Below are 12,006 nucleotides of genomic sequence, written 5' to 3' on the forward strand. Positions count from 1 at the left end.
GGGCTGAGGCGCCCCCCTGAGCCGAGGTGCTTCCTAAGCTGGGGGAGTGGAGAACGACGCACGGCCGCTGGCCGTATTCGACCTGGACAACACACTCGCGGGCACCGCCCACCGGCAGCACTTCCTGGAGGGCGCCAAGCGCGACTGGGCCGGCTTCTTCGCCGCGGCCGTGGACGACCCGCCGCTCCCGGAGGGCGTCAGGATGGTGCACGCGAGTGCCGAGGAGTGCCGAATCGTCTATCTGACCGGGCGCCCCGAGCGGTGCCGTCGCGACACCGTGCGCTGGCTGAGCCGCCAGGGGCTGCCCGAGGGCACGCTGTTCATGCGGCGCAACGACGACCGGCGCCCCGCCCGCCGGACGAAGCTGGACATCCTCCGGCGGCTGGGGCGGACGGGGCAGGTGCGCATGCTCGTGGATGACGACGAGCTGGTCTGCGATGCGGCCGAGGTGGCCGGATTTGCCGTGGTGCGGGCCCGCTGGGCCGATCCATCGGCTGTCCTGAAGGACGCCCAGGAGCGGGAGGGGCGTACCTGATCAGGTGTTTTCGTCGAGCCGAAAGCCCACCTTCAGGCCGACCTGATAGTGCGCGATTCGGCCATCTTCGATATGGCCGCGAACTTGATTAATCTCGAACCAATCGAGATTGTGCAACGTTTCCGCCGCTCTTGCGACGCCGTTCCGGATCGCCGCGTCGACGCCCTCGTCGGAGGTTCCTACGATCTCGGTGACCCGATAGGTGTGATTCGCCATTGTTTGTCTCCTCTCCTGTGACCACGGTGCCCCAATCCGGGGCGTCCCGCGAGGGGGAGAGTGGGGTGAGTCGGCACAGGCGTCCGCCTTGACCTACCCATTGGTCCATACCAAAATTCAGCCAACCACCCGTGCGAGCGCCGCCCGCAATCCCCCCACACCGGGTCCCGATTTCGTTGTGCCGTTTCGCAGAAGGTGACCACGTGAAGAACCGCATCCTGACCGGAGCCGTCGCGCTTGTCTCGACCGTCGCACTCAGCGGATGCGGCTTGATATCGGGGGCGGGCGGCGGTGACCGGACAGTGACGGTCTGGCTGATGAAGGACAGCGTCTCGCCCGGCTTCCTGGACAAGTTCACCCGCTCGTACGAGGAGGAGAACCCCTCGATCGAGCTGGACTTCCAGATCCAGGAGTGGAGCGGCATCGGCCCCAAGGTCATCGCCGCTCTGGAGGGCGATGACGCCCCGGACGTGATCGAGGTCGGAAACACCCAGGTCGCGCAGTACGCGGAGAGCGGCGGCCTGCGGGATCTGACCCTCGAGTCGATGCGCGACCTGGGCAGCGAGGACTGGCTGCCCGGCCTGGCCCAGCCCGGCAGCATCAACGGGGTGCAGTACGGCATCCCCTGGTACGCGGCCAACCGGGTGGTGATCTACAACAAGGACATCTTCCAGGAGGCGGGCATCGACGGCGTCCCGAAGACGCGCGCCGAGTGGATCGCCGCCACCGAGAAGCTCAACAACGGCGGAAACCAAGGCATTTACCTGGCCGGTCAGAACTGGTACGTGCTCGCCGGATTCATCTGGGACGAGGGTGGCGAGCTCGCCGACGAGAACGGCGGCGACTGGCAGGGCGCCCTGGACACCCCTCAGGCCCTCGCGGGCATGGAGTTCTACCAGAAACTCCAGGCGCTCGGCGACGGCCCCAAGGACGCCGACGAGGAGAAGCCCCCGCAGACCGACGTATTCGCCAAGGGAGACGTCGCCCAGATCATCTCCGTGCCGGGCAGCGCCGCGCTCATCGAGCAGAAGAATCCCGAACTCAAGGGAAAGCTGGGCTACTTCCCCATTCCCGGCAAGACCGCGAAAGAGCCCGGCTCGGTATTCACCGGCGGCTCCGACCTCATCGTCCCGAAGAACGCCGACGAGCGCAGCGCGGGCATCGCCGTCGTCAAGGCGCTGGCGAGCGAGAAGTGGCAGACGGAGCTGGCCCGGGGCATGAGTTACGTCCCCAACAAGCCGAGCCTCGCCCATGTCATCGAGGGCGAGGAGGGCACCGCGGCGATGGCGGAAGGCGCCACCCGCGGTCGTGCCACCCCCAACTCGGCCCAGTGGGCCCGGGTCGAGGCGGAGAACCCGATCAAGCCCTATATGACGGCCGTGCTCCAGGGCGGCGATCCCGCACGGGAGGCCAAGGCCGCCTCCGAGCGCATCACCGCCCTGCTCACCGGCACCGGCTGATCCCGCCCGGGGACCATCCGGGCGGCGGCCGGGGACGCTCCGTCCCTGGGGATTCAGCCGTCGCACATCCGCGCTCCCCACGGCGGTCACGTCGAATCCAGCCGGTGACGGAAGAAGTAAGGGGTCGGTGCGTCGCACCCGCGACGGTCCGGCCCCTGACCTCTTCCGTCACCGGAGACCGCCATGACCGTGCTGCCCGTCGCCCCGCACCACGCCGTCCCCGCCCCGGCACCCGCCCCCGAGGCCGCCCGTGCCACCGCCACCGAACCGGCCTACCGGGTCTCCCTCGCCACCTGCCAGGAGGACGTACGCGCGGCGCAGCGACTGCGCCACCTGGTGTTCGCCGGGGAGCTCGGAGCCCGGCTGGAGGGACCCGAACCCGGCCTGGACAGCGACGCCTTCGACGCGTACTGCGACCACCTGCTGGTCCGGGAGACCGCCACCGGGGAGGTCGTCGCCACCTACCGCCTGCTGCCGCCGGACCGGGCCCGGATCGCCGGACGCCTCTACGCGGAGAGCGAGTTCGACCTCAGCAGGCTCGCCCCGATCCGCGACGACCTCGTCGAGGTCGGCCGTTCCTGCGTCCACCCCGCCCACCGCGACGGCGCGGTCATCGCCCTCGTCTGGGCCGGACTCGCCCGCTACATGGAGCGCACCGGCCACACCTGGATAGCGGGCTGCTGCTCCCTCCCGCTGGCCGACGGCGGCGCCTCGGCCGCCCGCAGCTGGAACACCGTACGCGCGGGACACCTCGCCCCCCAGGAATACTGGGTCACCCCGCACCGCCTCTGGGACTCCTCCGCGCACGGCCCGGAAACCGGCTCCCGGGCGGACCTCCCGCCGCTGCTGCGCGGCTACCTCCGGCTCGGCGCCCAGATCTGCGGAGCCCCCGCGTACGACCCCGACTTCAACGTCGCCGACCTGTACGTCCTGCTCTCGCTGCGCCGGACCGACCCGCGCTATCTGCGCCACTTCCTCTCCCTGGCCCCGCTGCGATGACCGGTGTTCCCGGCCCCGCTGCGATGACCGGCTGGCTGCCCGTCGCCCCGTGCACCCCGGACGGCTGCGCCCGGCACACCGGAGCCGTACGCGCTTTGCTGCCCGCCGCCCTCCTTCTGCTGTCCGGCTGCGCGCTGGTCCTGCTGGGGGTGGCCTGCGTCCCGCTGGTCCGGCTGCTCGGGGCCGGCCCACGACACCGGCTGACCCGGCGCTGGGCGCGCGCCGTTCCACAGGCGTTCGGCGTACGCGTCATCGTCCGGCCGCACCTGCCGTCCGGTGCCCGGGCCAGCGCCCCGGACAGCGGCGAACTGGTCGTCGCCAACCACATCTCCTGGCTCGACATACCGCTGGTCGCGTCCGTGCTGCCCGGCCGGACGGTCGCCAAGCGCGAGATCCGGTGCTGGCCACTCCTGGGGCCTCTCGCCGCGCGCGGCGGCACCCTGTTCATCGACCGCGACCGGCTGCGCGCCCTGCCCGCCGCCGTCCGGGAGATCGCGACGGCCATGCGCTCCGGCTCCCGGGTCGTGGTGTTCCCCGAGGGCAGCACCTGGTGCGGACGGGGCGGCGGCGCCTTCCGGCCCGCCGTGTTCCAGGCGGCGATCGACGCCGGGGCGACGGTCCGGCCGGTCCGGATCACCTATCGCACTGACCCGCACGGGCCAGGGCTCACCGCCGGCGCGGTCGCGTTCGTCGGGGCCGACCCGCTCGCAGCCTCCCTGTGGCGGGTGGTGCGGGCGGCCGGGCTCACCGCCCACGTCGACGTGCTCGCACCGATCCCGGCGGACGCCGAGGACGCCCGCCGCGCCCTGGCCCGCAGGGCACGAGCGGCCGTCCTCGGACCGGGAGACCTCCTCCAGGCCGGTCAGACCGCCGTGGCCAGCGACAGGGCGAACCGGCCCGCCGCGTCCGTCCACCACTGAGCCAACCGCATACCGGCGGCGGCCAGCTCCTCGCGGACGTCCTCCGGCCGGAACTTCGCCGACACCTCCGTACGCAGCTCCTCACCGGCCTCGAACGGCACCACGAGATCCAGCTCCCGGATCTTGACGCTCAGCGCCCGCCGGGCCCGCAGCCGCATCTCGATCCACCGTTCCCGCGGATTCCAGACCGCGCGATGATCGAAGCCGTCGAGCGGGAAGTCGGCCCCCAACTCACGGTTGACGACGCTCAGGACGTTCTTGTTGAATGCCGCCGTCACCCCGGCCGCGTCGTCGTACGCGGCCACCAGCGTCTCCTCCTCCTTCACCAGATCCGTGCCCAGCAGCAGCGCGTCACCGGGCGAGAGCATCCCGCGCACCGACCGCAGGAACGTGGCGCGCTCCTCCGGCAGCAGATTGCCGATCGTCCCGCCGAGGAACACCACCAGCCGGGGGCCCGGCGTCTGAGGCAGAACCAGCCCGGCGGTGAAGTCGGCGATGAGCGCGTGGACGGAGAGGCCGGGGTGTTCGGCGAGCAGCGACTCCGCCGCTCCCGTCAGCGCGCTCTCGCTCACGTCCACGGGGACGTAGGCGTGCAGGTCGGGGAGGACCTCCAGGAGATGGCGGGTCTTCTCGGACGACCCCGAGCCCAGCTCGATCACGGTCCGGGCGCCCGACGCGGCGGCGATCTCCTCCGCCCGGGTCTGGAGGATCTCCCGCTCCGCGCGCGTCGGGTAGTACTCCGGCAGCCGGGTGATCTCCTCGAACAGCTCGCTGCCGCGGGCGTCGTAGAACCACTTCGGCGGCAGCGTCTTGGGATGCCGGGTCAGACCGCCGAGGACATCGGCGCGCAGCGCCGCGTCCGTCGCGTCCACCGGCAGGGTGCGGGTCAGAGAGTAGGGACTCACGCGGGGGGCTCCTTGAGCGGGGTGAGCAGGACGTCCGAGGCGGTCGCGACCAGCAGGGTGCGGTCGGGGACCTCGCGCCAGAGCGGGTCGTCGTCGTACGGCTCCGAGGCGACCGCGGTGCGGCGGCCCGGCTCCGTGCGGTACCAGAGGGTGTCGCCCCACGCGGTCGCCGTGATGGTGGCGCCGTCGGTGAGCAGCAGATTCAGCCGGGAGCCGGGGGCGGCGGACGCGACCTCGCGGACCGTCTCCGCGACGGCACGCGGCACATCGTCCCCGAGGTCGGTCCGGTGCCGGATCAGCGCCCAGACCAGTGCCGAGTCGTTCCGGGCGGCCAGCGACAGGAGCTTCTCGGCGGGCAGGGCGGCAGCCGGGCCGGCGAGCGACGCGGGCCAGCCCTTCACCGCCCCGTTGTGGCTGAACAGCAGCCGCCCGGCGGTGTACGGCGCGGCTGCGGCCTCCCCGTCCGCACCCGCCTCGGTGGCATCCCGTACGGCGGCGAGCAGCGCGGTGCTGCGGACCACCCGGGCCAGATCGGTGAAGGTCTCGTCGCCCCATATGGGGCCCTGGCGGCGGTAGCGTCCGGGTGCGGGGTCGCCCTCCGCGTACCAGCCGACGCCGAAACCGTCCGCGTTGACCGTGCCGTAGCGCTGGCGGCGCGGCTCCCAGGACTGCCGCACCAAGGAGTGCGGAGGCTGGGCGAGCACCTCGCCCAGCGCCACAGATTCGCCCACGTAGGCGATATGACGGCACATCAGGCATCCCTCGCCGTACGGAAACCGGCGAAGATCTGCCGTCGCACCGGAAGGTCCCAGTTGCGGAAGGTGCCCCGGCAGGCGACCTGGTCCACGGCGAACGACCCGCCGCGCAGCACCTTGTGCCCCGGGCCGAAGAACACTTCCGAATACTCGCGGTAGGGAAACGCCACGAACCCCGGGTACGGCAGGAAGTCGCTGGAGGTCCACTCCCACACATCGCCGATCAACTGCCCCGCCCCGGCCGGCGACCGGCCCTGCGGATACGCCCCGGACCGCGCCGGACGCAGATGGCGCTGCCCCAGATTGGCCCGCTCCGGCGTCGGATCCTCGTCGCCCCACGGATAGCGCCGCGAGCGGCCGGAGACGGGGTCGTGCCGGGCGGCCTTCTCCCACTCGGCCTCGGTCGGAAGCCGCCGTCCCGCCCAGCGGGCGTACGCGTCCGCCTCGTACCAGCTGACGTGCAGCACCGGTTCGTCGTGCGGCACCGGTTCGGTCACCCCGAACCGGCGGCGCAGCCACTGCCCCGCCTCCCGGCGCCAGAACAGCGGCGCGGACAAGCCGTGTTCACGGACCATGGCCCAGCCGTCGGGCGCCCACCACCGCTCGTCCCCGTACCCGTCGTCCTCGATGAAGCGGAGGTAGGCGCCGCAGGTGACCGGCGAGGCGTCCAGGTGGAACGCCGCCACGTCGCGCCGGTGCGCGGGGCGCTCGTTGTCCAGCGCCCACGGTTCGGCGGACGTCCCCATCGTGAACGGGCCACCGGGGACGAACACTTCGCTCGGAACCGTCCCGGCGCCGACGGGCTCGGGAGGAGCGGGAGGGGCAGGGGCTGTGAGGGCTGCCGGTCCCGCCCTCAGCTGATGGGTGATCAACATCGTCTCGTCGTGCTGCTGTTCGTGCTGGGCGATCATCCCGAACGCGAACCCGGCCCGCTCCAGCGGGCCCCCGCCCTCGTGCAGGGGGGTGCCCTCCAGCAGTTCCAGTGCCCGCCCCCGTACGTCGGAGGCGTACGTCCGGGCCTCGGCGGGGGCCAGCAGCGGCAGCGAGGGGCGCGAGGCGCGCGAGTGCTCGAAGGCGTTGTACAGCCCGTCGATCTCCGGGCACAGCGCCTCCCGCCCGCCGACGGCGCGCAGCAGCCACTGCTCCTCCTGATTGCCGATGTGCGCCAGGTCCCAGACCAGCGGCGACATCAAAGGGGAGTGCTGGGCGGTCAGTTCACCGTCGTCCACACTGTCGGTGAGCAGCGTCGTGCGGTCACGCGCGGCCAGCAGCGCATCCAGGGCACGCCGCCGCAGGGCCTCCGGATCGACACCGGAGGCGAAGGGGAAACCGGTGGCGGCGGGGCCGGAGACCTGGGTGGGATCGAACGCGTCGGACAGTTGACGGGGCTCGGACTCTTCGCGGGGCTCTTCGTGTCCACGGTGCTGGGTCATGCGGGGGCCGCCTTCTGCTCGGTCAGCAGGCTGAGATCGGTGAGGTCGCCCGGCTCGGGCAGATCGTCGGCCGGACATCGGCCCCGGGCGACATAGCGGTCGGTGAAGGCGGCCACCGTCTCGCGCACCGCGTCGCTCGCGCCCATCCGCTCCAGCGCCGGAAGCGCCGCCCCGAAGCAGGTGACGGCCGCGGCCCGCAACTCCGGATCGGCGAGACCTTCGCGCGCGGCGGCCGTCCAGAGCGGATTGCGCGGGGCCGCCGCCGCGCCTGCCGTCTCGGCCAGCGGCTTCACGGCCCGGTACACGGTCTCGGCGGCCTCCGGGTCGTCGAACAGGGCCGTGGCGACGGCGAGCGGCACCAGCCACCCGTCGGGTCCGCTCTGGGCGTCGATCATCCGCAGTTCGAGATGGCCGCGCGGCCGGACCGGCGGGAACAGCGTGGTCAGGTGGTAGTCGAGATCGGCCTGCACCGGTGGCCGGGGCACCCCGGTGCGGATCCACTCGCGGAAGGTGAGCCCCTCGGGGACGTCCCACGGGCCGCTCTCGCACCGGATGCACAACACGGTCGTGTCCAGGACATGCGCGGCCCAGGCCTCGCGGGGCGCGCGCCCGGTGCCCGGGGCGAGGGTCCGGCCCGGGTCGAGGTCGGCCCAGAGCGCCTGCCGGGTGGAGGACCAGCCGGTCCGGCGGCCCTGCTGGAACGGCGAATTCGCGAACGCCGCCACCAGCACCGCACCCAGCAGGTGCGCGAGCTGCCAGCGCCGCCCGTAGCCGAGCGGCCCCGGCTCCTCCTCGCCCGCGTCCAGACAGACCTGGACCGACGCGGAGGTGCACATCATCGCCCGCCCGGCCGGCCCCGTCCGGTCCAGAGCGGCCTCCATCGCCTCGTAACGCGGCTCCCGCAGCCTGCGGTGCGCGGTCTGCCACGGATCCACGCCGAGCCCGACCGGCGCGAGCCCCGCCGTGCCCAGCGCCGCACGGACCGCCGCCAGATCGGCCGCGGTCGTCGCGACGCACTCCATCAACGAACCGGCCGGCTGGGAACTGAGTTCCAGCTGCCCGCCCGGCTCGAACGTCAGCGCGGCGCTCAGCGGCAGCGCCCGGACCGCCTCGACGGCGCTGTCCAGCCGCTCCTGGCCGACCGGGACGTGCGGACGTTCCCGGTCATGGATGAGCCATTCGAGTTCCACGCCCACGGTTCGGGGCGGACCCGTCTTGAAACATATGCCGCGCAGTAAATCCTCTGCCCCGCTCTCGTCGAGCGGTGTGGCGTCCGGGCGCGAGCCGGTTGCGCCGGGAATGTCCAAGGCCATGAGGGCCTCCTTCTCAGCTGCCTGCCTACCAGCCAAACCCGTACCCGGAGATCGCACAAGGGTGCCCCCGAGCCAGGAAATCCGCTTGCGCCCAGGCCGGGTTCCCCGCCAGCATGCCCCGTATGCACCACACGGGGGAGCGCCGGTGAGCGCGCGGCTGCGCGGGATCGCGCGCGAGACGGAAGCAGTCGTCGAAGCCGGGCGATATCGCAACGCAGCAGGTCAGGACGTGTCCATCGAGCGAGCGGTGGCCGCCGCGCGCTCCGGCACCCGGCTCCACGGCCCGGAACCGGTGCCCGTCGCCGCCCTGGACACCGACCGCACCCCGCACATCGAGGTCACCGCCGAGAGCAGCCTGGCCGCGGCCCGCCGGATGACCGGTGAGGCCCCCGGCCGGGTCGCCGTCCTGAACTACGCCTCCGCCCGTAACCCCGGCGGCGGCTACCTCAACGGCGCCCAGGCCCAGGAAGAGGCTCTGTGCCGTGGATCAGCCCTCCACACGACCCTGCTGCGCGCCCCCGAGTACTACGCGCACCACCGCGCGGAGCGCAGCGCCTTCTACACCGACCGGGTGATCCACTCGCCCGCCGTGCCGGTCTTCCGCGACGACCGCGGCGACTTCCTGGACGCCCCGTACACGGCGGGATTCCTCACCTCGCCCGCGCCGAACGCCGGAGTGATCCGACGGCAGACCCCCGAGGACGCCCACCGGATTCCGGCCGCACTCGCCTCCCGCGCCGAACGGGTCCTGGAGGTCGCGGCCGTACGCGGCTATCGCAGGCTCGTCCTGGGCGCCTGGGGCTGCGGAGTCTTCGCGAACGATCCGGGGCAGGTGGCGGAGGCGTTCCGGGCGCTGATCGGCGAGGGCGGCCGGTTCGGCGGCCACTTCGAGCAGATCGTCTTCGGGATCCTGGACCGGAACCCCGACTCCGCCGTCCGGGCGGCCTTCACCCGGACCTTCGCCTGACCCGGAGCCCGGAGCCCGGAGCCCGGAGCCCGGACCTTCGCCATCCGCCGGACACGCCCCTCGGCGCTCAGCTCCAGCCGTACCGCTCGCGCAGCCGCTCGACGACCCGGTCGAAGCGCTCCCGGTCCAGCGCGCACGCCTCCCGGCGCATCCCGTCCTCGTGGACCCGGAGCACCCGGTCCAGATCGGCCCAGGACGGCCGCCCCGAGCTGTCCCAGGGGCCCGCGCCCAGCGCCACCCACTCGTGGTCCCGGTCGTGCTGCTTGCTGGAGAGCTGGACGGCCAGCAGTGTGCCCGCCTCCTCGCGGGCCACGACGAGCACCGGGCGGTCCTTGCCGCGGCCGTCGCCCTCCTCGAAGGGCACCCAGGTCCAGACGATCTCGCCGGGGTCGGGATCGCCGTCGCGATCGGGGGCGTAGGAGGTGCGCACGGATCCCACCTCGGCGGGATCGGCCTGCACCGTGGCGCTCGGCCCGCTGCTGCCGGGCACGTCAAAGGGGTTGTCGGAACGGTAGGCGCTGTCGTGGAACGTCATCACCACACCGTAGAACCCCCGGCCCCGGATCAAGGGAGGGGGGCGTCGGAGCGGGGCCGCGGGGCGGCCTTCCGGCCACCGTGACCAAAGCTGCGGGCCCCGGGCCGAAACCCGCTCCCACCGGTCTGGAAGACTGCCCGACGCCATGAGCCAGTTACCCAAGCAGCCCGCCGAAGTCTCCGTCCCGACCAGCGCCGATGTGGCCCGCCTCGCCGGAGTGTCCCGGGCCACCGTGTCGTACGTGCTGAACAACAACGCCACCGTCCGGATCAGCGATCCCACCCGACGCCGGGTCAGGGAGGCCGCCCTCCAACTCGGATACGTGCCGCACGCGGCCGCGCGCAGCCTCCGCGCCGGACACAGCCGCATGGTCCTGCTGCCCTCCGGCCACATACCCGGGGGGCCACTGCACCAGTACTTCTTCGAAGAACTCCAGTCGGGCCTGCGCCGGCTGGACTACACCGTCGTGCAGTACGGCAGCGTCGGCCTCACCGCCGACGAGGCCGCCACGGCCTGGGCCGAACTGCGGCCCGTCGCCGTCGTCGTACCGCCGGGCATCACCCTCACCCCGCACGGCACGGGCATCCTGACCCGCTCCGGGGCCAAGGCGGTGATCACCCTGGGGCCCGATCCGGTGCCGGGGGCGCACGGCCTGGTCATGGACCAACGCCGGGTCGGGGAAAGCGCCGTGGAACACCTGGTGGCCCGCGGCCGCCGCCACATCGGCGTGGTCATGCCCCAGGAACCCTGCCGGGAGTCCTTCTCCGAGGCCCGCCTCGCCGGCGCACGGCGTGCCGCCCGATCCGCGGGGGCCCGCGTCTGCCCGCTGCCGTTGGGGTACGAGGAGGAGTCCGCGCAGCGGCTGGCCGCCCGCTGGCCGGAACTGGGGCTGGACGCGGTGTTCGCGTACAACGACGAGTACGCCATGCTGCTGATGCGAGCCCTTCAGGACGCCGGGGTGGCCGTGCCCGCCGACACGGCGGTGATCGGCGCTGACGACTCCCTCATCGGCAGGCTGCTTCGCCCCCGGCTGAGCACCGTCCGGATGGAGCTGTCCATGCCGCAGCCGCTGGCGGAGACGATCGACCGCATGGTCCAGCACCCGGGCGGGCCACCGGTCCACCACGATCTGCTCCGCACCAGCGCCGTCCACCGGGAATCCAGCTGAGCGCCTCCGACGCCGGACATGCGCGGTGCACGCCGCGTGTCTAGCGTCGGAGGCATGAGCCATCCGCAGAGTTACGAGCTGCTCCTGATCCCCGACCACAGCAGGACGCGGTCCGGAGCCCCCGGCCGGCCGATCCGGTCCGCGGTCGTCGCCGCCACCGGCGAGACGGGGGCCTCCGGCTATCCCCGGTACGCGGGCGAGGGCATGGAGGCGGACGTCGATCCGGAGACCCGGACGGTGGAGGCCGTGCTCATCGACGGCGAGGAACTCGACTACGGCATGTCGGTCCGCGTCGCCGGGGCCGAGGGCGAGCGCCGTCCGAACGCGTAGGCGGGCTCGGAGCGGTTACTGGGGCTCGGTCTGGCCCTGCCCCGCCTCGGCCGCCCGCTTCTGCTCCTCGACGGACTTGCGGACCTCGTCCATGTCCAGCTTCCGGGCCTGTCCGATGACGTCCTCCAGAGCCGCCTCGGGCAGCGCGCCGGGCTGGGCGAAGACCGCGACGTTGTCACGGACGATCATCAGCGTCGGGATGGAGCGGATGTCGAACGCCGCCGCGAGTTCCTGCTGTGCCTCGGTGTCGACCTTGGCGAAGACCAGGTCCGGGTGGCGCTCGGAGGCCGAGTCGTAGACCGGCGCGAACTGCCGGCAGGGGCCACACCAGGAAGCCCAGAAGTCGATCAGGACGAAATCGTTGTCGCTGACGACCTGATCGAAATTTTCCTTGGTGAGCTCGACGGTGCTCATGCTGGGGATACCTCTTCCTGTGCCCGTGGGGGTCCTGTCGGGTCCTGTCCGGCACA

Annotated in this window: 14 protein-coding genes; 7 read left to right on the forward strand and 7 right to left on the reverse strand. The window is 72.5% G+C overall.

Annotated features, from left to right (window positions below; translation table 11 throughout):
- The first annotated feature begins 46 nt into the window (after nt 1-46).
- Nucleotides 47-535, forward strand: coding sequence for a phosphatase domain-containing protein (locus IE140_RS23190; protein WP_006129190.1), 489 nt, complete (start codon nt 47-49; stop codon nt 533-535).
- Here the strand turns inward: IE140_RS23190 and IE140_RS23195 are convergent, their stop codons facing one another.
- Nucleotides 536-751, reverse strand: a complete 216-nt coding sequence (locus tag IE140_RS23195; RefSeq protein ID WP_006129191.1) for a dodecin — start codon at nt 749-751, stop codon at nt 536-538.
- A gap of 203 nt (nt 752-954) precedes the next feature.
- On the opposite strand from IE140_RS23195, the gene IE140_RS23200 reads away from it, so the two are divergent.
- The 3 genes from IE140_RS23200 to IE140_RS23210 all read left to right on the forward strand — a co-directional run bounded on the left by IE140_RS23200 (nt 955) and on the right by IE140_RS23210 (nt 4,130).
- The gene (locus tag IE140_RS23200) at nt 955-2,211 is read left to right on the forward strand and encodes an extracellular solute-binding protein (RefSeq protein ID WP_109181036.1); all 1,257 of its coding nucleotides are present in this window, start codon (nt 955-957) and stop codon (nt 2,209-2,211) included.
- Nucleotides 2,212-2,394: 183 nt separating this feature from the next.
- Nucleotides 2,395-3,210 (forward strand): GNAT family N-acetyltransferase, encoded by an 816-nt coding sequence (locus tag IE140_RS23205; protein ID WP_189460646.1) that lies wholly within the window; start codon nt 2,395-2,397, stop codon nt 3,208-3,210.
- A 23-nt stretch (nt 3,211-3,233) separates the two neighbouring features.
- Nucleotides 3,234-4,130 (forward strand): lysophospholipid acyltransferase family protein, encoded by an 897-nt coding sequence (locus IE140_RS23210; RefSeq protein ID WP_189460663.1) that lies wholly within the window; start codon nt 3,234-3,236, stop codon nt 4,128-4,130.
- Here the strand turns inward: IE140_RS23210 and egtD are convergent.
- The 4 genes from egtD to egtA are packed head-to-tail and all read right to left on the reverse strand — an operon-like array spanning nt 4,073 to nt 8,536.
- Nucleotides 4,073-5,035, reverse strand: a complete 963-nt coding sequence (gene egtD / locus IE140_RS23215; RefSeq protein ID WP_150196189.1) for an L-histidine N(alpha)-methyltransferase — start codon at nt 5,033-5,035, stop codon at nt 4,073-4,075. The genes IE140_RS23210 and egtD overlap by 58 nt on opposite strands.
- Nucleotides 5,032-5,787, reverse strand: coding sequence for an ergothioneine biosynthesis protein EgtC (gene egtC / locus IE140_RS23220; RefSeq protein ID WP_150196192.1), 756 nt, complete (start codon nt 5,785-5,787; stop codon nt 5,032-5,034). Before egtC ends, egtD begins: the two co-directional genes overlap by 4 nt.
- Nucleotides 5,787-7,223, reverse strand: a complete 1,437-nt coding sequence (gene egtB / locus IE140_RS23225; protein ID WP_189460648.1) for an ergothioneine biosynthesis protein EgtB — start codon at nt 7,221-7,223, stop codon at nt 5,787-5,789. Before egtB ends, egtC begins: the two co-directional genes overlap by 1 nt.
- Nucleotides 7,220-8,536: an ergothioneine biosynthesis glutamate--cysteine ligase EgtA gene (gene egtA, locus IE140_RS23230; RefSeq protein WP_109181041.1), complete on the reverse strand. Its 1,317-nt coding sequence runs from the start codon at nt 8,534-8,536 to the stop codon at nt 7,220-7,222. The genes egtB and egtA overlap by 4 nt, the downstream gene beginning before the upstream one ends.
- 145 nt (nt 8,537-8,681) lie before the next feature.
- Between egtA and IE140_RS23235 the strand changes: the two genes are divergently transcribed.
- On the forward strand, nt 8,682-9,503 hold the full coding sequence (locus IE140_RS23235; RefSeq protein ID WP_093435541.1) for a TIGR02452 family protein: 822 nt from the start codon (nt 8,682-8,684) through the stop codon (nt 9,501-9,503).
- 67 nt (nt 9,504-9,570) lie between these two features.
- Here the strand turns inward: IE140_RS23235 and IE140_RS23240 are convergent, their stop codons facing one another.
- A complete protein-coding gene (locus IE140_RS23240; protein WP_093435543.1) occupies nt 9,571-10,038 on the reverse strand; it encodes a type II toxin-antitoxin system PemK/MazF family toxin in 468 nt (155 codons plus the stop codon).
- A 145-nt stretch (nt 10,039-10,183) separates the two neighbouring features.
- Here IE140_RS23240 and IE140_RS23245 point away from each other — a divergent pair, with 145 nt between their 5' ends.
- Both IE140_RS23245 and IE140_RS23250 read left to right on the forward strand, forming a co-directional pair.
- Nucleotides 10,184-11,206, forward strand: coding sequence for a LacI family DNA-binding transcriptional regulator (locus IE140_RS23245; RefSeq protein ID WP_150196194.1), 1,023 nt, complete (start codon nt 10,184-10,186; stop codon nt 11,204-11,206).
- A gap of 54 nt (nt 11,207-11,260) precedes the next feature.
- A complete protein-coding gene (locus tag IE140_RS23250; protein ID WP_093435547.1) occupies nt 11,261-11,536 on the forward strand; it encodes a hypothetical protein in 276 nt (91 codons plus the stop codon).
- 15 nt (nt 11,537-11,551) lie between these two features.
- On the opposite strand, the gene trxA is transcribed toward IE140_RS23250, so the two are convergent.
- Nucleotides 11,552-11,950 carry a thioredoxin gene (trxA, locus tag IE140_RS23255; protein WP_006129204.1) on the reverse strand — a complete coding sequence of 133 codons (399 nt, stop codon included), beginning with the start codon at nt 11,948-11,950 and terminating at the stop codon, nt 11,552-11,554.
- Nucleotides 11,951-12,006: the final 56 nt, after the last annotated feature.

The organism is Streptomyces parvus, from assembly GCF_014648875.1.
Lineage (GTDB): Bacteria > Actinomycetota > Actinomycetes > Streptomycetales > Streptomycetaceae > Streptomyces > Streptomyces parvus.